The 24931-nt window shown below is 68.7% G+C and carries 25 protein-coding genes and 1 tRNA gene; 12 read left to right on the plus strand and 14 right to left on the minus strand.

Annotation, left to right across the window (positions count from 1 at the left end):
* Positions 1–78 precede the first annotated feature (78 nt).
* Positions 79–798 (plus strand): UTRA domain-containing protein, encoded by a 720-nt coding sequence (locus tag AC1RSI_RS09385; RefSeq protein WP_008264036.1) that lies wholly within the window; start codon positions 79–81, stop codon positions 796–798.
* Here AC1RSI_RS09385 and phnX read toward each other — a convergent pair.
* Both phnX and AC1RSI_RS09395 read right to left on the minus strand, forming a co-directional pair.
* A complete protein-coding gene (gene phnX / locus AC1RSI_RS09390) occupies positions 795–1604 on the minus strand; it encodes a phosphonoacetaldehyde hydrolase (RefSeq protein WP_081836240.1) in 810 nt (269 codons plus the stop codon). The genes AC1RSI_RS09385 and phnX overlap by 4 nt on opposite strands.
* Positions 1601–2734, minus strand: coding sequence for a TIGR03364 family FAD-dependent oxidoreductase (locus tag AC1RSI_RS09395; protein ID WP_154726113.1), 1134 nt, complete (start codon positions 2732–2734; stop codon positions 1601–1603). The genes phnX and AC1RSI_RS09395 overlap by 4 nt, the downstream gene beginning before the upstream one ends.
* A 73-nt stretch (positions 2735–2807) precedes the next feature.
* Here AC1RSI_RS09395 and AC1RSI_RS09400 point away from each other — a divergent pair, with 73 nt between their 5' ends.
* Positions 2808–4121, plus strand: a complete 1314-nt coding sequence (locus AC1RSI_RS09400; RefSeq protein WP_154726114.1) for a DUF5690 family protein — start codon at positions 2808–2810, stop codon at positions 4119–4121.
* A gap of 17 nt (positions 4122–4138) precedes the next feature.
* Here AC1RSI_RS09400 and AC1RSI_RS09405 read toward each other — a convergent pair whose 3' ends face one another.
* Genes AC1RSI_RS09405 through AC1RSI_RS09415 form a run of 3 tightly spaced genes read right to left on the minus strand, consistent with a single transcriptional unit; the run spans position 4139 to position 8808 of the window.
* Positions 4139–5263 carry an osmoprotectant NAGGN system M42 family peptidase gene (locus tag AC1RSI_RS09405; RefSeq protein WP_008262271.1) on the minus strand — a complete coding sequence of 375 codons (1125 nt, stop codon included), beginning with the start codon at positions 5261–5263 and terminating at the stop codon, positions 4139–4141.
* A 10-nt stretch (positions 5264–5273) separates the two neighbouring features.
* Positions 5274–7043 carry an N-acetylglutaminylglutamine synthetase gene (ngg, locus tag AC1RSI_RS09410; protein ID WP_035309468.1) on the minus strand — a complete coding sequence of 590 codons (1770 nt, stop codon included), beginning with the start codon at positions 7041–7043 and terminating at the stop codon, positions 5274–5276.
* Positions 7033–8808, minus strand: a complete 1776-nt coding sequence (locus tag AC1RSI_RS09415; RefSeq protein ID WP_035309466.1) for an N-acetylglutaminylglutamine amidotransferase — start codon at positions 8806–8808, stop codon at positions 7033–7035. The genes ngg and AC1RSI_RS09415 overlap by 11 nt, the downstream gene beginning before the upstream one ends.
* Before the next feature lie 64 nt (positions 8809–8872).
* On the opposite strand from AC1RSI_RS09415, the gene AC1RSI_RS09420 reads away from it, so the two are divergent.
* Positions 8873–9355, plus strand: a complete 483-nt coding sequence (locus AC1RSI_RS09420; protein WP_035309464.1) for a MarR family winged helix-turn-helix transcriptional regulator — start codon at positions 8873–8875, stop codon at positions 9353–9355.
* Positions 9356–9385: 30 nt separating this feature from the next.
* Here the strand turns inward: AC1RSI_RS09420 and AC1RSI_RS09425 are convergent, their stop codons facing one another.
* Entirely contained in the window at positions 9386–10228 is an 843-nt protein-coding gene (locus AC1RSI_RS09425; protein WP_154726115.1) for a hypothetical protein, read from the minus strand.
* 88 nt (positions 10229–10316) lie between these two features.
* On the opposite strand from AC1RSI_RS09425, the gene AC1RSI_RS09430 reads away from it, so the two are divergent.
* Positions 10317–11726 (plus strand): SLC13 family permease, encoded by a 1410-nt coding sequence (locus AC1RSI_RS09430; RefSeq protein WP_008260165.1) that lies wholly within the window; start codon positions 10317–10319, stop codon positions 11724–11726.
* A gap of 59 nt (positions 11727–11785) precedes the next feature.
* Here AC1RSI_RS09430 and AC1RSI_RS09435 read toward each other — a convergent pair.
* From AC1RSI_RS09435 to AC1RSI_RS09465, 7 genes are all read right to left on the minus strand, one after another.
* Positions 11786–11872: transfer RNA gene (locus tag AC1RSI_RS09435), tRNA-Leu, on the minus strand.
* A gap of 48 nt (positions 11873–11920) precedes the next feature.
* The gene (locus AC1RSI_RS09440) at positions 11921–13372 is read right to left on the minus strand and encodes a M20/M25/M40 family metallo-hydrolase (RefSeq protein WP_154726116.1); all 1452 of its coding nucleotides are present in this window, start codon (positions 13370–13372) and stop codon (positions 11921–11923) included.
* A gap of 43 nt (positions 13373–13415) precedes the next feature.
* On the minus strand, positions 13416–13655 hold the full coding sequence (locus AC1RSI_RS09445; RefSeq protein ID WP_008263719.1) for a DUF3297 family protein: 240 nt from the start codon (positions 13653–13655) through the stop codon (positions 13416–13418).
* Between the two features lie 300 nt (positions 13656–13955).
* Positions 13956–14861 carry a MotE family protein gene (locus tag AC1RSI_RS09450; RefSeq protein ID WP_154726117.1) on the minus strand — a complete coding sequence of 302 codons (906 nt, stop codon included), beginning with the start codon at positions 14859–14861 and terminating at the stop codon, positions 13956–13958.
* 17 nt (positions 14862–14878) lie between these two features.
* The gene (locus AC1RSI_RS09455; protein ID WP_154726118.1) at positions 14879–15469 is read right to left on the minus strand and encodes a DUF6468 domain-containing protein; all 591 of its coding nucleotides are present in this window, start codon (positions 15467–15469) and stop codon (positions 14879–14881) included.
* Entirely contained in the window at positions 15469–16509 is a 1041-nt protein-coding gene (fliM, locus tag AC1RSI_RS09460; protein ID WP_008260695.1) for a flagellar motor switch protein FliM, read from the minus strand. The genes AC1RSI_RS09455 and fliM overlap by 1 nt, the downstream gene beginning before the upstream one ends.
* 2 nt (positions 16510–16511) lie before the next feature.
* On the minus strand, positions 16512–17189 hold the full coding sequence (locus tag AC1RSI_RS09465) for a flagellar basal body-associated FliL family protein (protein WP_035309203.1): 678 nt from the start codon (positions 17187–17189) through the stop codon (positions 16512–16514).
* A gap of 178 nt (positions 17190–17367) precedes the next feature.
* On the opposite strand from AC1RSI_RS09465, the gene flgF reads away from it, so the two are divergent.
* The 8 genes from flgF (at position 17368) to AC1RSI_RS09505 (ending at position 23722) form a co-directional block, all read left to right on the plus strand.
* Positions 17368–18108: a flagellar basal-body rod protein FlgF gene (gene flgF / locus AC1RSI_RS09470; protein ID WP_008262304.1), complete on the plus strand. Its 741-nt coding sequence runs from the start codon at positions 17368–17370 to the stop codon at positions 18106–18108.
* A 14-nt stretch (positions 18109–18122) separates the two neighbouring features.
* Positions 18123–18911, plus strand: coding sequence for a flagellar basal-body rod protein FlgG (gene flgG, locus AC1RSI_RS09475; protein WP_008264364.1), 789 nt, complete (start codon positions 18123–18125; stop codon positions 18909–18911).
* 3 nt (positions 18912–18914) lie between these two features.
* Positions 18915–19526: a flagella basal body P-ring formation protein FlgA gene (locus AC1RSI_RS09480; protein WP_154726119.1), complete on the plus strand. Its 612-nt coding sequence runs from the start codon at positions 18915–18917 to the stop codon at positions 19524–19526.
* Between the two features lie 11 nt (positions 19527–19537).
* Positions 19538–20278, plus strand: a complete 741-nt coding sequence (gene flgH, locus AC1RSI_RS09485) for a flagellar basal body L-ring protein FlgH (protein ID WP_154726120.1) — start codon at positions 19538–19540, stop codon at positions 20276–20278.
* A gap of 98 nt (positions 20279–20376) precedes the next feature.
* On the plus strand, positions 20377–20847 hold the full coding sequence (locus AC1RSI_RS09490) for a hypothetical protein (RefSeq protein WP_035309195.1): 471 nt from the start codon (positions 20377–20379) through the stop codon (positions 20845–20847).
* A 50-nt stretch (positions 20848–20897) separates the two neighbouring features.
* Complete coding sequence (locus tag AC1RSI_RS09495; RefSeq protein WP_008261582.1) at positions 20898–21359, plus strand: hypothetical protein; 462 nt, start codon at positions 20898–20900, stop codon at positions 21357–21359.
* An 11-nt stretch (positions 21360–21370) separates the two neighbouring features.
* Positions 21371–21868, plus strand: coding sequence for a hypothetical protein (locus AC1RSI_RS09500; RefSeq protein WP_154726121.1), 498 nt, complete (start codon positions 21371–21373; stop codon positions 21866–21868).
* Between the two features lie 63 nt (positions 21869–21931).
* Positions 21932–23722 carry a DUF885 domain-containing protein gene (locus AC1RSI_RS09505; RefSeq protein WP_154726122.1) on the plus strand — a complete coding sequence of 597 codons (1791 nt, stop codon included), beginning with the start codon at positions 21932–21934 and terminating at the stop codon, positions 23720–23722.
* A 180-nt stretch (positions 23723–23902) separates the two neighbouring features.
* Here AC1RSI_RS09505 and AC1RSI_RS09510 read toward each other — a convergent pair whose 3' ends face one another.
* Complete coding sequence (locus AC1RSI_RS09510) at positions 23903–24901, minus strand: cysteine synthase A (protein WP_154726123.1); 999 nt, start codon at positions 24899–24901, stop codon at positions 23903–23905.
* Positions 24902–24931 lie beyond the last annotated feature (30 nt).

Below are 24931 nucleotides of genomic sequence, written 5' to 3' on the forward strand. Positions count from 1 at the left end.
ATCCGGTTCACTTGACCCCACAGACACGACTTCTCATCCTTCGGTGGGGCGGGAATCGACCGTCGATCGAGCGATCCCATGACTCAGCCGGACAGCCTTCACTATCTCGGAGTGCGCGACGCCATCGCCACACGGATCGCGGGAGGAGAGTTGAAGCCCGGCGAACGCCTGCCCTCCGAACGTCAGTTGCAAGTGGGCGGCGGCGTGGCGCGCGGCACGATCCGGGAGGCCCTGTTCCAGCTGGAGGCCGAGGGGATCATCTATCGCAAGGACCGCAGCGGCTGGTACGTCTCGCCCCCGCCGGTGGTCTATGATCCGACCCGGTGGGAAGGCTTCATGTCCTATGTCGAGGCCCAGGGCCGCCGCCCGGAGACCGAGACCCTCAGCAAGACGGAAATCGCCTGCACCCCCGCCCTGGCCCCCATCTTCGGCCGCCCGGTCGGCGCGCCGATGTATCGCATTCGCCGACGGCGTTCAGTCGATGGCCGCGCCGTCCTGGTGGAGACCATCGTCGTCGACGCGGCCCTGGCTCCGGACCTGCTCAGCCACCCGCTGGACGGTTCGCTGACCAGCGTCCTGAAGTCCGCCTATAATATCGCCGTGGCCCGCAACCGGGTGGACATGCAGCCGTGCGCCCTGACCCGCGGCGAGGCCGAGGCGCTTCAGGTCAAGTCGGGACTGCCGGGGCTGAATGTGGTCCGCACCAGTTATGACGCCCAGGGTCGCGTGGTCGAGTTCGACCGCGAATACTGGCGCCACGACGCCCTGAAGATCAGCGTCGATATCCGGGTGCGTTAGGAAAGGCCGGCGCGCCGGGCCGCTTCGACCTCCAGGGCGGGGATCAGATCGGCCACCGTGTCGATGACCAGATCGGCGCCCGCGTCACGCAGCCGGTCGGCGGCGGCCTTCAACAGAACGGCGCGTTCATCGCCGTCCAGATCGGCCAGGGCCTGGGCGGTCAGACCGACCATATTGCCTGAGGCGGCCACGCCGATGGTGAAACAGCCGGCATTGCGCCCCTCGGCGACACCCACCTCCGCATCGTCCACCTTGACCACGCGCGACAGGGGCCAGACGCCCAGGTCGGCGCAGGCCTTGTAGATCATCAGCGGCGAGGGCCGCCCCTGCGGGGTCTCGTGCGCGCAGACCACCAGGTCGGGTGCATAGGCCTGGGCGGCGGCGCGCGGCAGGATCGCCTGCATCATCTCGCGCGTATAACCGGTGCAGGAGGCGATCTTCAGACCCTGGCCGCGCAGATGCGCCACGGCGTCCGCGGCGCCGGGGATCAGATCCGCCGTCTCCTCGGCCAGACGGATCATCGGGGCCTGGAGTTCGGCCATGACCTGATCGACAGCCTGCTGGTCCGGCGCCGCGGCGTGGGCCGCCATCCAGGCCTGGTTGATCCGGGGCTGTTCGAACAGGGCGCGGACGTGGTCGGCCTTGGCCCGGCCCATGTCGCGGCGGGCCTCCTCTTCACTGACGGGCGCGCCGAGGAAGGCGAAGGCCTCCATCAGGGCCAGCACCGGGGCGCGGCTGCCGAAATCGACCATGGTGCCGGCCCAGTCGAAAACGACCATGTCGAAGCTGTCGCGGATGGAGGTCATGGTTCGAACGTCTCCTGAAACAGGTCTGCGATCACCTCTTCGCCAAAGGCGAAGGCGGTGGAGGCGCCGTTGCCGGCGGTGATGAGGGCGAGGCGAACGCAGGGGTGCGGCGCGGCGACCAGGTCGGCGTGCGGACCGCGGGCATAGGTCCCCGTCCAGCGTTGCAGGACGGGCGGCGCGGGCCGGCCGGTGGCGGCGCGCCATTCATCCAGGATCAGTTGATCGACCGTCTCGTCGGCGAACGGATCGGGCGTAGCGGCGTCGTGATGGCTGTCGCCCACGACCAGGGCGCCGTCGGCGTCCTGCACCGCGATCAGGTGGACCCCCTCGGCCAGGGCCCGGCCCTGCTCCGCCTCCAGCCGCGTGCGCAGGGCGGCGGCCTCCGGCAAGTCGGCGTAGCCGCCGTAGCGAACCAGACCCAGGTCGGACATGACCGGCGCCGGCAAGTCGAAGCCGGGCGACGCCAGCCGCATCATCTGCAACTTGCAGCGCGCCAGGCCGGCGTCAGCCAGGCAATCCGGGAACAGGCTGACCAGATCGTCTCCGGGACAGACCACCACCCGCGCGGCCTCCACGACGCCCCGGCCCGTGACGACGCGCGGCGGCTCGACCGCCTGGACGACGGTCTGACGCAGAAACTCGACCCCGAAACGCCCCTCCAGCCACGCGGCCAGTCGCGGGATGGCCGTGCGGGAGTCCACACGCAATTCATGAGGGCTCCAGAGGGCGGCGACCGTGTCGGGTCCGGTCGTCTCCGGCGACCGGACCCGCGCCTCGTCCGGCGTCATCAGCCGACAGCCCTCGCCCATCTCGGTGGCCATGAAGGCTTCCAGCACGGCGGCGGCCTCGGGCCTGCGTACGGGCAGCCAGAGGCCGTGTTGCAGGATCGGCACACCCGCCTCGCCCGCGACCTCGTCCCAGACGGCGCGGCTGCGATGCGCGCGGCGCCACACCCGGCCGCGCGGCTGGCCGGTGACGGTGACGAACCCGAAGTTCCGGATCGAGGCGCCGTTCGCCTGGGCGTCACGGTCGATCACCACCACCGAAAGGCCGCGCCGTGCAGCGGCCAGGGCGCAGGCCAGGCCGACGATTCCCGCCCCCACCACGGCGACGTCGTACCGTCCCATCATCCCATCATCCTCGTCATTCAAGCGTCGCAGCAGTGGTCTAGACCACGCGGGTGCAACAGGATGATGTCAAACGATGAATCGGATGCGGCTCTGGCTGGCGAAGGCCAACCCCGTTGTCTTTGTGGCGTTCGCGGGCCTGGCGGGATTTTGCGCCTATTTCTCCATGTACGCCTTCCGCAAACCCTTCACGGCCGCGACCTTCGATGTCGTGGCCGGTTGGGATTTCGCCCTGGACTACAAGATCGCCCTCGTGATCGCGCAGGTGGCCGGCTACGCCCTGTCCAAGCTGATCGGGATCAAGGTGATCGCGGAGATGCGGCCCGAACGCCGAGCGGCCGCGATCATCCTGCTGATCGGCGTCTCCTGGATCGCTTTGGTTCTGTTCGCGGTCGTGCCTGCGCCATGGAATGTCGCGGCCCTGTTCCTCAACGGCCTGCCGCTCGGTCTGATCTGGGGCCTCGTGTTCGGTTTCATGGAGGGGCGACGCACCAGCGAGGTGCTGGGGGCGATCCTGTGCGCCAGCTTCATTCTGTCTTCCGGCGTCGTGAAATCGGTCGGCAAGGCCTTGATGGAGAACTGGCAGGTCAGCGAGTTCTGGATGCCGGCGGCCGTCGGGGTGGTCTTCATGCCTCTGCTGGCCGTTTCGGTGCTGGCCCTCGCCACCCTGCCCGCGCCCAGTCCCGCTGACGAAGCCGAGCGCGTGGCGCGTCGGCCGATGATGGCCAGGGAGCGCGCCGCCTTCCTGGCCGCGCACTGGCCGGTGCTGCTTCTGCTGGTCGCCGCCTATGTGATGCTGACGGCCTTCCGCGACCTGCGCGACAACTTCGCCGCCGAAATCTGGCAGGCGCTGGGCTACGGCGACGCCGCCTCGGTCTTCACCGCTAGCGAAGGGCCGGTGGCGGCCCTGTCGCTGGTGGCGATGGGCGTGTTGATCGCGGTGAAGAACAACGGCCGGGCCCTGCTGTTCATGCACGGCGTCATTCTGGCCGGGTTCGCCATCCTGGGCGCCTCGACCCTCGCCTTTCAGCAGGGCCTGCTGTCGCCGATCGTCTGGATGATCGCCGGCGGCGCGGGCCTGTACCTCGCCTATACCCCCTTCAACGCCATGCTGTTCGACCGGATGATCGCCTATTCGGGCACGGTCGCGACTGCCGGTTTCCTGATCTATGTGGCCGACTCCACCGGTTATCTGGGCAGCGTGGCGCTGCTGCTGTTCAAGAATTTCGGCGCTGTCGATCTGCCTTGGCTGCCCTTTTTCGTGGGCGCCGCCTACGCCACCAGCCTGGCCGGCCTCATATTGGTCGGAGGCGCCGCAATCCTGTTCCTGCGAGGACGTGGAGATGGATCTCCCTCTCCCAAGGGCTCGGAGAGCCAAGAGCGCCCCTGAGGGCGACGGCGGTTAAACTAGTCGTGATCTTCATCCACCGGCTGGTGGGTGAAGCCTTTGACGCCGCTCAGCGGTTTGGCGTCGCGGCCGATCTCGACGTCGCTTTCGGCATAGGCGACCAGAAGGCGCGCCAGGTCCGTCAACGCGCTTTCGTGGATGCGTTCATAGCCGTGGCTGGCGTCGATGCCGAAGGTGACCAAGGCCGTCCGGATGTCGGCGCCGGACTCCAGCGCCGAGGCCGAGTCCGAGCGGTAATAGCGAAAGACGTCCTTCTGGTGCGGGATGTCATGCTCGCGCGCCAGCTGAACCAGTTTGCGCGACAGGTGCCAGTCGAACGGGCCCGTCTGGTCGGCCATAGCGATGGTGACGCCGAACTCGGACGAGTTCTGGCCCGGCGCGGTCGTGCCGTTGTCGACGGTGACCATGGCCGCCACGTCCGGGATCAGCACGGACGAAGCACCCAGCCCCACCTCCTCCGCGATGGTGAACAGCCACCAGGTGTCGACCGTCGGGATGCGCTCTTCCCGGATCATGCATTCCAGCGCGGCCAGCAGGGTGGCGACCCCCGCCTTGTCGTCCAGATGGCGCGAGACGATGAAGCCGGTGTCCATGAACTCGGGCTGAGGGTCGATGGCGACGATGTCGCCGACGTCCACGCCAAGCGCCAGGGTGTCGTCACGCCCGTGGGTCACGGCGTCGATGCGCAGCTCGATCTGGCGCCAGCTCACGGGCTGGGTGTCCACCTCCTCGTTGAAGGTGTGGCCCGAGGCCTTCAGCGGAAGGATGGTCCCGCGCCAGGCGCCGCCCTCTGAGAAGATCGTGGCCCGCGCGCCCTCGGCGAAGCGGGACGACCAGTGACCGATGGCCACCAGCTCCAGCCGGCCATTGTCCTTCACCTGTTTGACCTGGGCGCCCAGGGTGTCGACGTGGGCGACGATGGCGCGGGCGGGCTTGGCGGTCCGGCCCGGCAGCCGGGCCCGGATGGCGCCGCGCCGGGTCAGCTCATAGTCGAGCCCGAGCCGCTCCAGCTCGCGGCACAACTGCCACACCGCCTCGTCCGTATAGCCGGTGGGGCTGGGCGTGTTCAGCAGGTCGGCGAGGCGGGACTTGAGGTAGTCTAGGTCTATCGCAGGACGGGCCAAGGGGCCTCCTTCAGACGTCGGCCCGGACCACGGCGCGCGCCGAGGTCGGGGCGGACAGGGGAAACAGCAGGTCGATGAACCGCTCGGCCGTCGGCTGGGGTTCGTGATTGGCCAGGCCGGGGCGTTCGTTGGCCTCGATGAAGGCGTAGTCGGCCTCGCGCGGCGACTTCACCATCAGGTCGACGCCGGTGACGGGGATGTCGATGGCGCGGGCGGCGGCGACGGCGGCGCGGATCAGGGTCGGGTGCACCTCCTCCGTCACATCATGGATGGTGCCGCCCAGATGCAGATTGGCCGCCTTACGCACCAGCACCTCCGCCCCCTCCGGCGCAACGTCGTCCAGCCGATAGCCGGCCTCGGCCAGCGTCCGCTCGGTCTCGCCGTCGATGGGAATGGTCGATTCCCCGCCTGTGGCGGCGGCGCGGCGACGGCTCTGATGCTCGATCAGGGCGCGCAGGGTTGAGCGACCGTCGCCGACGACGCGCGGCGGGCGACGCAGGGCGCAGGCCACGACCTTGTAGTCGATCACCACCAGGCGCAGGTCCTCGCCCTGGACCTGTTCCTCGATCAGCACCTGCGAACAGATGCGACGCGCGCGGACCAGGGCCGTCTGGACCTCGTTCATCGTCGTCAGGCCGACGGCGACGCCCTGGCCCTGCTCGCCCCGCGCGGGCTTGACCACCAGGGCGCCGAACCTGGCCAGGGCGGTGTCGATGGCGGACGGGTCGCCGGGGTCGATCCGCTCGGGCACGCGCACCCCGGCCGCCTCGACGATGCGCCGCGTCATCCGCTTGTCGTCGCAGATGCTGAGCGCCACGGCCGACGTCAGCTCCGACAGGCTCTCGCGGCACCGCACCGACCGGCCGCCCCAGTTCAGGCGGAACAGCCCGCCCTCGGCGTCGATGATCTCGGTATGGATGCCGCGCCGGCGCGCCTCGTTGACGATGATCCGGGCATAGGGGTTCAGGTCATGGTCGTCGGTCGGACCGACGAAGAGGGCCTCGTTGATCGGATTCTTGCGCTTGACCCCGAAGAAGGACACGCGGCGAAACCCCAGCTTCTCGTACAGGGCGATGGCCTGATCGTTGTCGTGCATGACCGACAGGTCCATGTGGGCCAGGCCCTGGGTCTTGAAATGCTCGGCCAGACGCCGGACCAGGGCCTCGCCGACGCCCGGCTGGGTCGCCTGGGGATCGACGGCGAGACACCACAGGGACGAACCGCATTCGGGATCGTCGAAGGCGCGGACATGATTGACCCCCGTCACGGTGCCGATCACCGCTCCGGTGGTCGTGTCCTCGGCGACGAAATAGGTCAGGGTCCGGTCATCGCGATGCGACCAGAAGAAGTCCGGCGGGACCGGCACCATCTTGCGCTTGGCGTAGATGTCGTTGACCGCCTGGGCGTCCATCTCGGACGTCAGGCGCCGGACGGTGAACCCCCTCGGCTGGCGGCGGCTGGCGCGATAGGTGGCCAGTTCCAGCCGATAGGTGTGCGACGGATCCAGAAACAGCTCCTGCGGCGCCTGGGCCAGCAAGACATGCGGATTACGGACATAGAAGGCGATGTCGCGGCGGTCCGGCCCCTCGGCGCGCAGGGCGTCGACCAGCGGCTCGGCCGTGTCGAAGGTCTGGGCGAACAGCAGCCGCCCCCAGCCGCAGTCCAGCACGGCGTTGGGGCTGGGCCCCTCCCCCGTCCGCACCGGCGGCTTCAGCCCCTCATGACGCAGCCGCTTGAGCCGGTGCGCCTTGGATCGTTCGGGGCGGATGTCAGACGCCATGCTGTTGCATCCACATCTCGAGCACGGCGACCTGCCACAGTTCGGACCCGCGCAGCGGCGTGATGTGCTCGGTCGGATTGGCGAAGAGGATGTCCAGATAGGCCTTGTCGAACAGGCCCCGGTCGCGCGCCGCCGAATTGGTCAGGGCCTCGCGCACCATCTCCAGATAGGGGCCCTGGATGTATTTCAGCGCGGGGACGGGGAAATAGCCCTTCTTGCGGTCGATCACCTCGGACGGGATCACCAGACGCGCCGCCTCCTTCAGCACCCCCTTGCCGCCCTGGGCCAGCTTGTGTTCGGGCGGAATCCGGCCGGCCAGCTCGACCAGCTCGTGGTCGAGGAAGGGCACCCGCGCCTCCAGACCCCAGGCCATGGTCATGTTGTCGACCCGCTTCACCGGGTCGTCGACCAGCATCACCTGGCTGTCCAGACGCAGGGCCTGATCGACCGGCGTGGCGGCGCGGCCTTGCGCGAAATGGGCCTCGACCAGCGCCCGGCTGACGTCGGTGTCGGCCATGTATGCGCCGTTCAGCTGGGTCTTCAGCGTCGCATGGCTGCGGTCGAAGAAGGCCTTGGCGTAGGTCTCGACCGGGTCGGCCGTCTCCAGCATCGGCGGGTACCAGTGATAGCCGGCAAAGACCTCGTCCGCCCCCTGGCCCGACTGCACCACCTTGATATGTTTCGAGACTTCCTGGCTCAGCAGATAGAAGCCGACATTGTCATAGCTGACCATCGGCTCCGACATGGCCCCGATCGTCCCCGGCAGGGCCTCCATCAGCCGCTGGTGCGGCACGAAGATCTGGTGGTGTTTGGTCCCATAGTGTTTGGCGATCAGGTCGGAATAGACGAACTCGTCGCCCTTCTCGCCATTGGCCGCCTCGAAGCCGACCGAGAAGGTCATCAGATCCTTCTGGCCCAATTCCGCCAGCAGGCCGACGATCAGGCTGGAGTCGACCCCGCCCGACAGCAGCACGCCGACCGGCACATCCGCGACCATGCGGCGCTTCACCGCCTCGCGCAGACTGTCCAGCACACGGTCGCGCCAGTCCTCGGCGGTCAGGGCCGCGTCCTCGGCATGGCGGGTCATGTCGGGCTGCCAGTACAGCCGGTCCTTCGCCGTCCCGTCCGCCTCGATCACCCGGATCGTCGCCGGGGGAAACTTCTTCACCCCCTTCAGGATGGTGTGCGGCGGCGGAACGACCGCATGGAAGGTCATGTAGTGGTGCAGGCCGACCGGATCGATGGTCTTGTCCACGTCTCCCGCGGCCAGCAGGGCCGGCAGGGTCGAGGCGAACCGCAGCCGCTGGCCGCTCTCGGCCAGATACAGCGGCTTGATGCCGAACCGGTCGCGGGCGATCACGGTGCGGCCCGTGTCACGCTCATGCAGGACGAAGGCGAACATGCCCTTGAATCGCTCGACGCAGGCCTCGCCCCAGGCCTTCCAAGCCTTGATGATGACCTCGGTGTCGCCGTGCGAGAAGAAGCGGAAGCCTAGCCCCTGCAGCTCTTCGCGGAGTTCAGGATAGTTGTAGATGCAACCATTGAAGGCCAGGGTCACGCCCAGGTCGGCGTCGACCATCGGCTGCTGCGCCGCCTCCGACAGGTCGATGATCTTCAGCCGGCGATGCCCCAGCCCCACCGGGCCGCGCATCACTATGCCGGACCCGTCCGGTCCACGGGGCGAGAGCGCATCGGTCATGCGTTGGACAGCCCCGGCGTCGGCCGGCCGTCCATCGAAATTGATCTCGCCGCTAAGACCGCACATGGGTCCTCCTTGAATTGTGGAAGCAGCGTGTACAAATGGTTCGTGCACGAAAGAGTTCAACCGGATGAGCGATATTTCTCCCGACGCGGCCGAAGACCTGTCCACGTCCCTGCTCCGCTCGGTGCGCCGGATCGCCCAGGCGATCGACGTCCGGTCGCGCGAGATCGCCCGGCTGACAGGCCTGACCCTGCCGCAACTTCTTGTGCTGCAATCGATCCGCGCGATGGGCGAGGTGAGCACCAGCGCCATTTCGCGCGACGTCTCCATGTCGGCGCCCACCGTGGTGGCCGTTCTCGACAAGCTGGAGGCCAAGGGGATGGTCGTCCGCTATCGGTCCAGCATCGACCGACGTGTGGTTCACGCGCGCCTGACCGAGCCTGGCCGCCAGGCGCTGGCGGCGTCGCCGGGCCTGCTGGGCCAGAATTTCACGACCCGGTTCGACGGCCTTTCGCGCATGGATCGAGAGACGATGACCGCCGCAGCGGATCGCCTCGCCACGATGATGTCCGTCCGTAGCGCCGCCCCCGAGGATCCATCCTCGTCCTGACCCGGCCCCGCCGAATGGCGAGACCCGGCCTTACCCCGGCCGCCACTCGCTGAGCCCTTGGCCTTGGGCGTCCTCGAAGGCGACCCGGTCCAGTTGGACCGCGCCGATACAGACCGGGCGCTGATCCGGTCCAGCGGCGCGACAACGAATGGCGCGGCCGTCCGCAAAGGCCGTCATCCGCCCCTCCAGCACCAGTCGATACCCGTTCGTCGGCGCGACCGGGGCCTGGTCGCCCTCGGCGCGGACGGTGAATTCATAGGCCCGGCCGTTGCGGCGGCCGAGGCGCGAACCGTCTTCCTCGAACACGGCCGCCAGACCAAAGGTCTGGGGCGAGACCGCCCTCGCGCCGTCCGCCGCCGGATCGCTCGGAACGCCCGGACAGCCATCCGTGCGCAACCACGGGCGCGGCAGCCAGAACCCCTCGGCCGCTTCCCAGCTGTCGGCCCCGCCCGCGACCATCGGCGAACCCGTCCAATCGGCCGGCGCCAGGGTCAGTTTCAGGCTCTTGCCCTTGTCGCCCCAGGACCAGGCGGCCAGCCCGTCGCCCCCCGTCGCCCCAGCCGTCGACCGACCCGCGGGCGCGGGCCCGGCGCAGCCGAAGGCCTGACGGATGACGAAGCGGCGACCGGCCAGGGTGGCCCCGCCCGGGTCCTTGCCGGCGGCATAGGCCGAGGCCGCGACATCCATGGCCTGCAAGAGCCCGGTCCGGTCCAGCACCGGCGCGGGACCGATGGCGACGACCGGCGGCGCGCTGACGGCCGGGGCCGGCGGCGGAGCAGGGGCGGCCTCCTCGCGCTGGCAGGCGGCGAGGAAAACAAGGGACGCCGCAAGCGCGACGACCGACGGGCGAGGCGACACGGTCGGTTCCAGCATGAATCCACCCTAGCATGGGTTCGCGCTTTCGGGGGCCATCGTGCGAAAAAGGTTGACGAAAGCTACGGAGACCGGTCTGCACAGGGTCATGACCTTCGATCAGATCGCCGCCCTGGCGGTGCTCATCGGCGTGGTCGGCGTGCTGATCCACGGCAAGCTTCGCGCCGATGTCGTCGCCCTGACTGGAGCCGCCGTCCTGCTGCTGCTGGGGGTGGTGCGGCCGGTCGAGGTGCAGAGCGCCTTCGCCAGCCCCGCTGTCATCGCCCTGGCCGGCCTGTTCGTCATCGCCTACGCCATCGAACTGTCGGGCCTGTTGGGCCTGCTGATCCGCCAGGCCACCCGACTGGCGGCCCGGATCGGGGCCATGGGCATCTGGATCGTCATCGGCCTGTGCGGCGCCGTCGGCGGTTTCCTGAACAATACGCCGGTGGTGGTGCTGGCGGCGCCGGTGATCCGCGACGTCGCCCAGTCCCTGCAGCTGTCGCCCAAGCGGTTCCTGATGCCGCTCAGCCATGTGACGGTGATGGGCGGCCTGCTGACCCTGATCGGCACCTCGACCAATCTGCTGGTCAACGACATGGCTCGCAATGCGGGCCAGCCGGTCTTCGGCCTGTTCGAGATCACGCCCGTGGGCCTGTTCATCGCCGTGATCGGCGGCCTGTGGCTCTATTTCGTCGGCGCCCGGCAACTGGGCCGGTCGGTGGCCAAGGACGAGGCCCAGGCCGCGCGCCTGGCCGAGTTGGAAGGCGCGCGTCGCCGCGCCGAGGCGGAGGCGGCCGGACGCCGCCGTCGCGCCCTGCCCTTCGGCCTGCCGCGCCTGGGGGAATCGCGCAACCAGTCGGACGGCTCGGGCGACGCCCATCTGGGCGACGTCGCCCTGTTCGGCGCGGCGGATCGCCCCTTCCGGCTTCGGCCCGCGCTGATCTCCCTGGCGATCTTCGCTCTGGTGATCGCCTCTGCCGCGCTCGGCTGGGCCCCGATCGCGGCCTCGGCCTTCGCCGGGGCGGTGGCGCTGATCCTGCTCAGGGTCATCACCCCCGAAGAGGCCTATGCCGGGCTGCGGCCCGAAATTCTGCTGCTGATCGCGGGCATGGTGGTGGTCGGCACCGCCATCGAGGTGACGGGCCTGGCGTCCGCCGGGGCGGACCGGCTGATCGACGTGATCCGGCCGATGGGACCCCTGGGCGCGCTGATCGTGCTTTACGGCGTGACCCTGTTCGCGACGGAGCTCCTGTCCAACGCCACCGTCGCCGTGTTGATCACCCCCATCGCCGTGGCCCTGGCCGAAAGCCTGGGCGTCGATCCCCGCCCGTTCCTGGTGGGCGTGATGATGGCCGCCTCAGCCGCTTTCGCGACCCCGTTCGGCTATCAGACCAATGTGCTGGTCTTCAACATGGGCGGCTACAGCTACATGGACTTCGTCCGTGTCGGCCTGCCGTTGAACCTGGTCACCTGGGTCGCCGCGATGATCGCCATCCCGGTCTTCTTTCCGTTCTGACCCGACCAACGCGCTTCGGCGCCGGTCTGGCGGGCACGACGCATGGATCCTTCAAGATCTGGTGCGGGCGGCCGGGGTCGAACCGGCAAGGGCTTGCGCCCGGCAGATTTTAAGTCTGCTGCGTCTACCAGTTTCGCCACGCCCGCGAGCCGGTCCGGCTCTATAGCCAGAACCGGACCGTGTGGCCAAGCGACCTAGTGTGCGGCCGGCGTCGCTGTCGTCGTCGCCGGTCGCATGGCGCGGAAATCGACGTCGGAATCGGCGATCAGCCAGAGCAAGCCCGCCCAGGCGGCGACGTTCTGGCTCAACTGCGCCGGGTCGATCTTGTCCAGGGTGTCGTTGGCGGTGTGGTGCAGGTCGAAATAGCGGGTCCCGTCCTGCGCCAGACCGAAGAAGGGCACGCCCAGCGGCCCCATGGGCCCGACATCGACCCCGCCGTCGGTCTCGACCTGGTCCGACGCCAGGACGCCGAGCGGATAGAGGACGCGGGTCGCCGCCTTCTGGAAGTCCGAGCCCTGGGCGCCGGCGGGCAGGCGCAGCGCATAGACCCGGTCCGCGCCGAAGTCGCTTTCGCCGGCGATCACGTGTTTCTCCAGGGCGGCGCCCTGGTTGCGGGCGTAGACGCCGCCGCCGTTGCCGGTCTGGGGCGTGGGCTGGGCCACTTCCTCGGAGCCGTAGAAGATCACCCGCAGGGTCCGCGCGGGGCGTCTGCCGCTGTCGGCGATGGCCTTGGCCGCCGCGACCGTGATGGCGCCGCCCGCCCCGTCGTCGATGGCGCCGGTGCCCAGATCCCAGCTGTCCATGTGCGAGCCCAGCACGATGACCTCCTCCGGCCGGGTCGCGCCAGGCAGATCGCCGATGACGTTCTGGCTGTGGGTCTCATAGGTGCGGGCGGTCGAGGTCAAGCGCATCCGCACCGGCTCGCCCAGGGCGATCAACCGGCTGACCTGGTCGGCGTCCGGCGCGGACAGGGCGAAGGATGGGATGGTGGGCTTGCCGTCCACATAGCGGGTGGTGCCGGTGTGGGGCATGCGGTCCTCGTCCGATCCGACCGAACGCATGATGAAGGCCGCCGCGCCCTTGGCCGCCGCCACGCCGGGACCGGCGCCGCGCACCCGGGTATGGGGACCATAGCCCGAGCCGTCCTGCATCGGGTGCATCTGACCCAGATCGACATAGACGATCTTGCCGCGAACGGTCGCCGAATCGGCCGCCTGCAGGTCTTCAAAACTGGAGAATCGCACCACGTCCGCCTCGACCCCGCCGCGCGGCGTGGCGGGCGAATGGCCCAGGGCGGCGGCGACCAGCGACTGGGCGTTCCTGCCGACGATGGCGGCCGAGCCTTCGCCCCGCTCCCAGCCGACCAGCGGGAATTCTTCGATGCGGACGTTCTGGAAGCCGTGGGCGCGCAGATAGTCGGCGGCCCAGGCGGCGGCGTCCTGCTCGGACTTCGACCCGGCCGGCCGCGCGCCGAAGCGGGTGGTCAGCTGGGTGACATAGTCCAGGGCGATGTTCGACGTCAGCGCCGCGTCACGAACCGCGATGGCGCGCTCCACCGTGGCTGCGTCCTGGGCCCTGGCCAGCGGAGCAGCGGCGGCGACAAACCCGAGCGCGAGCGCGCTGACGGTCAGCAGACGGAAGGACATCGGCAGGCTCCAGACTCGGGGAAGAGCCGCAGCCTAGAAAGACTCAGCCGTTCTGGAAATAGGGTTCGACCAAGCCCTGCAGTTTGACCGTCAGGGCCTTGCCCTTGCGGTCCACCCGATTGCCCAGCGCCAGCCGCACCCAGCCCTCCGAGACGCAATATTCCTCGACATTGGTCTTTTCCTCGCCCTTGAAGCGAATGCCGACGCCGCGTTGCAGCACGTCCGCATCATGGAACGGGCTGGAGGGATCGACGGAGAGGCGGTCGGGGGGCGTGTCGGACATGATCGTTCGGCGGCTCGGATATCGGGAAGGCGCGGTGATAGCCGCGCCCGGCCCTCATGCCAACCGAAACCGGCGATCAGCCCATGTAGTGATGAACAGCGGCGCCGACCCAGATCAGCCCCGCAGCGGGCACGACCAGGATCAACACCCGTCGCAGGCGGTGCGCGATATACAGAACCTCGCCCATCATGGCGGACACCCTCGATATGATCGTCGCCCTGTATCTGGGCGTGAGGGATATGATCCGCCAGTAGGGTTATCGTCGGGAAATCGTCAGGCTACGCATCAATGCGGATGCGCCTACTGCACCGTCTGGCGCGGCGGGGCGTCTGTAGCGGCGGGCTTGTAAGGCTGCGGGCCGGCGGCGGCGGGCGCGGCCGCCGGGCTCGCCGCAGGTCGGCTGGCAGGGCGGCTGGCGGGCCGACGGGCCGGCTGGCGGGCGGCGGGACGAGGCGTGGGCCGCGCCTGGGGCGCTGTCGCGACGGCGGGCGTGGGCGAAGGCGTTGCGGCGGCCGGCTGGGCCGCAGGCTGTGCGGCCGGGGTCGCGGCGGGCGGCGGCGTCGCGGCTTCGGCGGCGGCGGCGCGGGCGGCCATCTGCTGGGCCTGGAACCGGGCGGCCAGTTTCTCGGTCAGTTCCTTAGCCTGGGGCGCCGTCATCTGGGCCATGATGGCGGCCAGGGTGCGCGGACGCATGGCGGCGGCGACCGGCAGGCGGACCCGATCCTCCAGGCTGGCCATGACCGGCGCGGCCTCCTTGGGGCGCATGGCGGAATAGACCTGGACCAGCCGATCGATCTCGGCCTTCTCGCGCTCGTCGACCTGGCCCAGCATCTGTTTCATCTCGGCCTTCAGCGCCGCCAGGGCCTGAACCTTGGCGTCCAGTTTCTGCTCGGCGGCGACCATCAGCGGCAGGGTGGTCGCGAAATCCTGGTCGCGCGCGTCCAGTTCGGTGCGGCGCTGCGACAGCGACTGGATGATCTTCAATTCGGCCGGCGAAATGCCCGCCTGCTGGGCCAGTTGTTCGGGCGACAGGGCGCAGGTGCCGGGCAGGGCCGGCTTGGCCGGGGCGCCGGCGGCGGCCGGCGCCTCTTCCGCCCAGGCCTTGGCGCCCTCGAACAGGCCGGGCGCGACGCCGACGGCGCGCACCGCGACAACCCCGCCAATGGCGACGGCGATCAGGGGCAGAAGGCGGGGTATGCGAGCCATGAAATGGGGTTCCGAACTCAGGCGGCGAACAGATCGTCGTCGAGATTACGACGCGCGGCGTTGAGGCTTTGTTTGGCGGAATGGTTAGCGGAGCCGACGGAGGTCAGGGCCTGGACGATGGCGGCGACGTTGTCGCGACCCGCCGGCGCCCCGGCTCGCGACGTCGCGGCGGGGCTGGACATGCCCTGAATGCGCTGGGCCAGGGCGGCCATGCGCCGGGCGCGTTCGTCATCATCATTGACCACGGCGGTGGGCGAAGGCGCGGACGCGACCGGCCGAACGATTTCGGGGCGCGGGGCCGTCTCTTCCTGTTGCAGCCGCATCGGCGCCGCGACGGGGGCGCGGGCGATCAGGGCTTCCAGCTGTTGCTTCACCTCGCGCGCCTTGATGATGCGGTCGTGCAGCAGGTCCGTCTCCTGGCCCGAGGCGCGCAGGGTCGCCAGGGCGGCCTCGGCGCGGCCGGCGGCGGCGTTCAGCTCGGTCACCGCCTGGGCGAAGGCGACCTGGCCGGTGCGCAGGGCCGAAAGCTTGCGTTCCAGCTTGATCCCGTAGCCCACCGCCGCGACGAGCAGCAGCATCAGCACCGCATCCATGATCATGCCGGTCATCAGCGGGGTCCTCTTATGCGGGCGGCGATTTCCGGGTTCACCGGGCCTTCGATGCGGACGGCGATATGCTGCCCCTTGCGGCCCATTCGGCCCGTCGTCAGGGGGATGGCGCCGGCGCGGATCGAGACTTCCGAATCCGGCGTGGCGTTCAGCATCATCGTATCGCCGACCTTGAGATTCAGCACGGTGGACAGGGGCATCATCTGCTCGTCCAGCACGGCGCGCACCTCGGTCTCGGTCGTCCAGAGTTCGGTGGCCAAGTGGCCTTCCCAGATGTTGTCGCGGCCGAACTTCTCGCCCATGAACTGCTGCAGCAGCATTTTCCGGATCGGTTCCAGCGTCGCATAGGGCAGAAGAAGCTCGATTCGCCCGCCGCGGTCTTCCATGTCGATGCGAAGCTTGATCAGGATGGCGGCGTTGGCCGGCCGGGCGATGGCGGCGAAGCGCGGATTGGTCTCCAGCCGGTCCAGGTTGAAGGTGACGGGCGTCAGGGGTTCGAAGGCCAGGCGGGCGTCGTTCAGCACCACCTCCACCATCCGCTGCACCAGCACCCGTTCGATCGTGGTGTAGGGGCGCCCCTCGATCCGCAGGGCCGCCGTGCCGCGACGCCCGCCCAGCAGCACGTCGACGATCGAATAGATCAGATTGGAATCGACCGTCAGCAGACCATAGTTGTCCAGTTCCTCGGCCCGGAAGACCGCCAGGATCGCCGGCAGCGGGATCGAGTTCAGATAGTCGCCGAAGCGGATCGACGAAATATTGTCCAGCGACACCTCGACGTTGTCCGAGGTGAAGTTCCGCAGCGAGGTCGTCATCAACCGCACCAGGCGGTCGAACACGATCTCCAGCATCGGCAGGCGTTCGTAGGAGACGAGCGCCGAATTGATGATGGCGCGTATGCCGGACTTTTCCGAACCGTCGTCGTCGCCCAGGTCGAAGCCCAGCAGGCTGTCGATCTCGTCCTGGTTCAGGACGCGTTCGGACAGGGCGTCCGCCGGATCGCCCATGCCGCCGAAGGAATCGAGCGCCGTATCGGTCATGCCTACTGCACCAGCATTTCTTCGATCAGGACCGCGTCCACCTTGCCGGGCGCCGCGACCAGATTGACGCGGCGCAGGATCTCCGCCCGAAGCTGGTAGGTGCCGGCCGAGCCGCTCAGATCCTCGGGACGCAGTTCGCGCACGAAGCCGGTGAACATGTCCTGCAGGCGCGGCATCTCGGACTGAAGATGCGTCGCCACCTCGGCGTCGTGCATCTCCAGCGTCAGCTTCAGCTTCAGGAAGGTCGGCCGGCCGTCGGCCGACTGGATGTTCATGACCATGTCCGGCAGGGTGTAGAAGGTGACGCCGTCAGGCCCTTCGCTGATCTTGCCCAGAGCCGGATCGGCTTCGCCGCCTTCGGCGGGCGCGCCGTGTCCGCCGCCTTCGGCCTTCTTCTCTTCCTTGCCGTGACCGCCCTTTTCCTCAGCCTTCTCCTCGCCGTGACCTGCGGCGGCGGCTTCCTCGCCATGGGCCTCGGCCGGCTTGGGCTTCATCAGGAAGAAGGCCGCCGCGCCGCCGCCGCCCAGGACCAGCAGGGCCACGGGCGCGATGATGAACAGGATCGGCAGCTTCTTTTTCTTGGGCGCGCCCTCTTCGCCCTCGGCCGCGTCCGCATCGACCGACTTGTCGGCGGGCGCATCGGCGTTCGGGTCGCCCTTCTTCTTGCCAAACTTGAACATGCGCTCGCCCCGGAGAATCTCATGGGGAGGATCGGCCCGGCTTGGTTAACGCGACGTTTACAAACGGCAGTTTTTGCCGGGCGTCACCGGCCTCCCGCCCCCTCAAACCGCCATTCCTGCTGGATTAACCCTGTTGGCACGGTCGTTGCGAGGGAGAAATCGAAGGAGCACGCCACTCGTGGAAAACGCCGCCTATATCGGATTGTCCCGTCAGATGACGCTGCGTCGCGAACTCGACATCGTGGCCAACAACGTCGCCAACGCCGACACCACCGGATTCAAGGTCGAACAGCTGATGGTCGGGACGGAAGTGGGCCAGCGCGCCCGCAACGACTCCATCCGCCCCTCGGCCAGCTTCGTGCTGGACAACGGCGTGGGCCGCGACTTCGGCCAGGGCTCGATGTCCGAGACCGGCCGCCCCCTCGACTTCGCCATCGCCGGCGAGGGCGCCTTCTTCACCGTTCGAGACGGCGCGGCCGGCGAGGCCTACACCCGCGACGGCGCCTTCACCATGGATCCGGAAGGCCGGCTGACCACCAAACAGGGTCAGGCCGTGCTGGGCGGCGGGGCGGAGATCGTGCTGGACCCGGCCCTCGGCGCCCCCTCCGTCGGCGCAGACGGCACCATCACCCAGAGCGGCCAGATCACCGGGCGCCTGTCGGTCGTCCGCTTCGACACGCTCGGCGTGCTCGAAAAGGGCGGTGACGGCCTCTATCGCAACGGCTCGAACGTCCAGCCGGTCGAGGCCAACGACGTCCAGATCCATCAGGGGTCTCTGGAGGCGTCGAACGTCAATTCGCTGACCGAAATCACCAATCTCATCGAGATCAGCCGGGCCTACGAAAGCATCACCCGAATGATCGAGAACACCAATGACCTGAGCCGTCGCGCCGTCGAGCGCCTCGGCAAGGCCGCTTAAGGGAGAGCCGGACAATGCAAGCGCTCAGAACCGCAGCCTCGGGCATGGCCGCCCAACAGCTGAACGTGGAGGTCATCTCCAACAACATCGCCAACATGAACACGGTGGGCTTCAAGAAGCAGCGCGCCGAGTTCCAGGACCTGCTGTACCAGAACGTCGAACGGATGGGCGCGCAGTCGTCCAGCCAGGGCACCGTCGTTCCGACCGGCATCCAGATCGGCGCGGGCGTCAAGGCCGGCGCCGTCTATCGCGTCACCGAACAGGGCACGCCGGCCCAGACCGGCAACGATTATGACATGGCCATCGACGGAAAGGGCTATTTCCAGATCACCCTGCCCTCGGGCGAGATCGGCTACACCCGCGCCGGCAACCTGCAGGTCAACCAGGAAGGCCAGATCGTCACCGACGACGGCTATGCGCTGCAACCGGCCGTCACCATCCCGCAGGACGCGACCGACGTCACCATCTCCAAATCGGGTCTGGTCCAGGTGACCCAGGCCGGCCAGACCGCGCCGACGACGGTCGGCCAGATCGAACTCGCGACCTTCTTCAACGAAGCCGGTCTCGAGGCCATCGGCGACAACCTGCTGCTGGAAACGGCCGCTTCGGGCGCCGCCAACATCGGCACGCCGGGCAGCCCGGGCTTCGGAAAGATCCTGCAAGGCTACACTGAAGCGTCCAACGTCGATTCCGTGGCCGAGATCAGCGCCCTGATCATCGCTCAACGGGCCTACGAGATGAACTCCAAGGTCATCTCGACCGCCGACAACATGCTGTCGGTGACCGCTCAGGTGAAGAGCTAAGCCATGACCCGTATCCGTCGCACCCTGGTTCTCGCCGCCGCCCTCGCCGCCGTTTCCAGCGCCGCATGGGCCGGACCGGTTTCGCTGAAGTCCAATCCTGTCGATGACGACGGCCGCGTCACCCTGGGCGATATCTTCGACGGCGCCGGCGCCGCCGCCGAAGTGGTCGTGGCCCAGCGGGTCGGCCCGTCGGTCGTGATCGAGGCCGGCCAGCTTCAGGCCCAGGCCCGTCAGGCCGGTCTGGACTGGACCAATCCCAATGGTCTGCGGCGCGTCGCCGTCCGCCGATCGACCGGTCCGGTTTCAGCCGCCGCCGCCCAAACAGACCTGCAGGCCTCTGCGCCCCAGAACCGTCCCGTCTATCGTCCGGCCGGCGGCGGACAGCAGGTCATCGCCCGCAACGACATGGTGCGCGTCACCTATCAGGTCGGCGGCGTGAACCTGAGCATCATGGGCAAGGCCATGCGCAACGCCGCGCTGGGCGAGCCCGTCGCCGTCCTCAACACCGCCTCCAACCGTGTCATCGACGCCGTCGCGTCCGGTCCGGGCCAGGCTGTCGCCGGCCCCGCCGCCGACAGGGTCCGCGCCAATCCTCAACAGTTCGCCGCCCGCTAGGGGAATCCGTCATGCGCAAGATTCTGATCGTCGTCGCCGTCTCCGCCGCCGCCTCGCTCGGCGCCTGCTCCACCGCCATCGAGGCCGTGCGTGGCCCGGAACTGGCCCCCATCGGCTATCCGGCCGCGCTTGTGCCGGCGCAACAGGCCTATATGGCCGGCCCCGGCCTGCGTCAGGAAGCGACTCCCGCCAGCGCCAACAGCCTGTGGCGCGTCGGCGCCCGCACCTTCTTCGGCGATCAGCGCGCGCGTCACATCGGCGACATCCTGACGGTCAGGATCGATATCGACGACCGGGCCCAGACCCAGAACTCGACCCAGAGGGCGCGGTCGAACGACTCCTCGACCGGAGTCTCCAACTTCTTCGGCCTGGAGAGCAGCCTGGGCCGCGTCTTCCCCGGCGGCTTCGACCCGGCCAACATGGTCGGGCTGGAAGGAAAGACCAACGCCGCCGGTTCTGGTTCGGTCAACCGCTCGGAAAAGGTCTCCCTGACCGTCGCCGCCGTGGTCACCGACGTCCTGGCCAATGGCAACATGGTGATCCAGGGTCGGCAGGAGGTGCGCACCAACCGCGAAGTCCGCGAACTGACCGTCGCCGGCATCGTGCGACCCGAGGACATCTCGTCGGCCAATTCGATCAATCACACCCAGATCGCCGAGGCCCGCATCTCCTACGGCGGTCGTGGCGACATCAGCCGGATGCAGGCGACGCCGGCCGCCCAGAGCCTGGTGGAGCGGTTCAGCCCGTTCTGATCCACTGATGCCGCTCGGCCACAGGACGACGGCGGCTCAAGCGGAGCCGTGAACCCTTGATGCGTAACCGCGTTTGTTCGTCAGACGCGAGTATTCACATGTTCAAGGTTCTGATCCCCGCCGCCGCCGCTGTCGCCCTGGTCGCCTTCGCCGCCAGGACGCAACCGCTCGACGCCTTTCCACCCGTCGAGACGCCGACGATGAGCTGGCATCTGAGCCATGAAGGCGCGATGGCCAAGCTGGCCTACGGGGTCGAGAACTCGGACCAGCTGGCCCTGATGGTCACCTGTTCCCCCGGCGACGCCGCCGCCGTGGTCTATGGCGACGTCCAGCCGGATACGCCGCGTCTGATCGCGGCCTCTCACGGCCCTGCGCCCCTGGATCCCATGAGCGGCGGAGACGCGACGGAAGCCCGCCTCTCCCTGCAGGACGCCAGCCTGACGGGGCTGGCTTCGCGCGGCGCGATGCGCGTGCAGGGCGATTCCGGCCGGTTCGTCCTGAAGGCCGGCCCGGATGAGCGCCGGATGATCGCGGGCTTCCTTTCCTATTGCGGATCGTCGCGCGCTTGACGAAATGGGTGGAGACGCCATTTCGCGTCGCCATCAGCGGGGGCTGATCCATGAACCTTGTTCTCGCGGTCGCTCTGGCGGCGGGCCTGCAGGCGGCCGCCCAGCCGCCTTCACCCCCCTTGGCCTGGACCTGGACCCTTTACGAGAGCGAAGGCCCTGTCGTCCTGGCCAATGAGGTGACCGACACCCCGGCGCTCAGGGCCACGCTGCAGTGTGCGCCCCGATCCAACGTCGCGACCGTCACCCTCTACGACACCGACGCCAGGTCCGCGCCGGAGACCCAGCCCGGCTTCGCCCGACTGACGTCCGGCGCGGCTTCGACCACCAGCGCGGCGCGAATCGGGCGCGGCGGAAGGCTGGAGGTCACGCTACGCACCGATCATCCCCTGTTCGCGGCCTTTGTCGGCTCCGGCGACATGGCGATCATGACGGGCGACCGGACCGGGGCGGTAAAGGTCGAACGCCCCCATCTTGCCAAGCTTCGCCGCTTCGCGGATCGTTGCGCCGGATAGGAACACCGATCATGCGTCTGCTGAAGCCCTTGTCGTCCCTGCTCGCCCTGTCGGCCCTGGCCGCCTGCGCCACGCCGGCGCCGGTCTCGACCTCCATGGCGGACGCCGGCGCCCCGGCGCCGACGCCGAACTATGATTGGTTCCTCAACCAGGAGGCCCGGGAAAACACCCTGGCCTACGGCGTCGCCAACAGCGACGAGGTGAAGCTGAAACTGTTCTGCGGCTCCGGCTCGGGCGCGCTGGAGCTGGCCGCCGTCCTGGAGAAGCCGTCGCGGCAGCTTCATCTGGAATCCGGCGGCGACACCGAAAACTATCCGGCCACCTCCGAAGACGCCGGCGTCACCGACGGCCACTACGCCGAGGCCAAGGCCCGCACGCGCGATCCGGTCTTCCAGCGCTTTCGCCGTCTGGGCTGGATCGCGGTCTGGGACGGCGACCGGCGGCGGACCTACGCCGCCCACCCCCAGACGCGCGCCGACATCGAACGCTTCTTCGTCGCCTGCGACTGATCCCGACGGCTTGACGCGCCCCGCCGGCTCGGCTTGCCTGTACGGGCTGTTCTGGAGGGCGTCATGAAGATCTCTTACCTGGCCGTCGCGGCCCTGCTCGCCGCAGGGTCGCCGGCGGCCATGGCGCAAGCCTCGGCGACGCCGGCCCCAGCCGCCCTCGCCCCCAGTCCGGCTGACGCCGCCCTCGACGCCCTGATCGTCGATTACGAGGCCTATCTGAAGTCGATCGACCCCTTCGCCGCCAGCAGCGAGGGCGACGTCGAGGCCATGGGCCGGGTTCCCGACCTGTCGCGCAGCTTCGAACTGGCCCAGCGCGCGCCGCTGGAGGCCTTCGTCGCCCGGCTCCGGGCCATCGACCCGGCAAGTCTTTCCCACGCCGGCGGCGTCAACCACGCCTTCCTGCTCTACACGCTGAACCGCAGCCTCGAGGGGCTTGATTACGACACCTCGCGCCTGGCCTTCGACAGCGAGGGCGGCCCTGGAACCTGGGCCCTCTATATCGGCGGAAGCACCCGCCTGAACTCCGTCGCCGAGGCCGAGGCCTACATCCGCCGCATCCGGGGCTTCGGACACATCTACGCCCAGACCACCGACAACGCCCGGCGCGGCCTGGCCACAGGCCTGGTCCAGGCCCGTTCCGTGACCGAGAGCGCCCTGGCCGGGGCGCGCAACGACGTGGCGATCACGCCCGACGCCGAGCCCCTGCTGAAACCCTTGTCCACCCTGCCCCCGACCGTGTCCCAGGCGGACAGGGATCGTCTGACGGCCCAGGCGGCGGCGGCCGTGGGACAGGCCATCGTCCCGGCTCGCCAGGCCTGGCTGAGCTTCCTCGAGACCGAATACCTGCCCAAGGCCCCGGTCGAACCCGGTCTGGGAAACCGCCCCGGCGGCAAGGCAATGTACGCCTATCTGGTGCGGGGGCACACCACCACGGACCTGACGCCGGACCAGATCCACCAGATCGGCCTGTCCGAGGTCGCCCGCATCCGCGCCCGCATGGATGTGGAAATGAAGGCCGCCGGCTGGACCGGCGACTTCGCCGGCTTCCTGAACTTCCTGCGCACCGATCCCCGGTTCTACGCCCAGACGCGCGAGGCCCTGATCGAGAAGGCGTCGGAGATGGCCAAGCGCGCGGACGGCGGCCTGCCTGCCCTGTTCGCCACCCTGCCCCGCCTGCCCTACGACGTGCAGCCGGTGCCGCCGCAGATCGAGGACAACTACACCACCGGCCGCTACAACGGCGGCTCGATGCAGAACGGCGTCGCCGGCCATTATGTGGTCAATACGTCGAAGCTGAACCAGCGCCCCCTGTACGAACTGCCGGCCCTGACCCTGCACGAGGCGGTCCCCGGCCACCATATCCAGATCGCCCTGCAGCAGGAGGCCGAGGGCCAGCCCTACTTCCGTCGTCAGGCCAATGTCAGCGCCTTCACTGAGGGTTGGGGCCTGTACGCCGAATATCTGGGCGAGGAGATGGGCTTCTATCGCACACCGTACGAGCGGTTCGGCCGTCTGTCCTACGAGATGTGGCGCGCCTGCCGCCTGGTCGCGGACACCGGCCTGCACTGGATGGGCTGGAGCGAAGAACAGGCCCGCGCCTGTTTCCGCGACAACTCGGCCCTCGCGCCCCACAATATCGAGACCGAGCTTCAGCGCTACATCGGCTGGCCCGGCCAGGCCACGGCCTACAAGATCGGCGAAATCCGCCTGCGCGAAATCCGGGCGCGGGCCGAGCGCGAACTGGGCCCGAAGTTCAACATCCGCACCTTCCACGACGCGCTGCTGACGGAGGGCCCGCTGCCGCTGGCCCTGCTGGACCGGCGGATGGATGCCTGGATCGCGGAGGAGAAATAGCCATCACCTCCCCGTCGGCGAAGGCCGGCGGGGAGGACAGGCGATCGCGTCAGCGAGCGCCAGGAGGGGGCGACCCGGTGTCAGACGCTGCCATGGTCATCACCACTGTCGGAGTCGCCCCCTCCTGGTCGCTCCGCGACTGTCCTCCCCATCCGCCTTCGCGAACGGGGAGGTGAGCTTTTAAGCCCACCCCGGAACCGGCAGTCCCTTCGACGTCAAGAATTCCGGGTTGAACAGCTTCGACGCATAGCGCGAGCCCGGATCGCACAGGCAGGTCACGATGGTCTTGCCCGGCCCGATCTCGCGCGCCAGCCGCACGGCGCCGGCGATATTGACCCCGGCCGATCCGCCCAGCGACAGGCCCTCGTGCTTCACCAGGTCGAACAGGATCGGCAGGAACTCGGCGTCCTCGATCCGATAGGCGTAGTCGGGCTTGAACCCCTCCAGATTGCCGGTGATCCGCGCCACCCCGATCCCCTCGGTGATGGACGAGCCCTCGCCCTTCATCTCGCCCTTGGTGAACCAGTTGAACAGGGCCGCCCCGGCGGGGTCGGCCAACGCGACCTTCACCTCCGGCTTCTTCTCGCGCAGATAGGCGGCGACGCCGGAGATGGTGCCGCCTGACCCCACAGCCGAGACGAAGGCGTCGATCTTGCCGCCCGTCTGTTCCCAGATCTCCGGGGCCGTGGTCGTGTAGTGGGCATCGCGGTTGGCGGTGTTGTCGAACTGGTTGGCCCAGATGGCGCCCGCCTCTTCGCTCTCGTTCAGTTCAGCGGCCAGACGCCCGGAATAATGGACGAAATGATTGGGGCTGGAAAAGGGGGCCGCGTCCACCTCGACCAGGCGCGCGCCCAGCGACCGGATGGCCGACTTCTTCTCTTCCGACTGGGTGCGGGGCATGACGATGACCACCGGATGACCCAGGGCCGCCCCGACCAGGGCCAGGCCGATGCCGGTATTGCCCGCCGTGCCCTCGACGATGGTCCCGCCGGGCTTCAACGCGCCGGACGCGCGTGCGCCCTGGACGATCGACAGGGCCGCGCGGTCCTTGATCGAGCCGCCGGGGTTCATGAACTCGGCCTTGCCCAGGATTTCGCAGCCCGTCTCGTCGGACAGGCGGTTCAGGCGGACCAGCGGCGTATGGCCGATCAGGTCGATGACAGACGGTGTGACGGACACGTTTCAGCTTTCAGGGGAAGTCGAACGGGA

The organism is Brevundimonas sp. GW821-FHT10E09 (genome assembly GCF_058809375.1).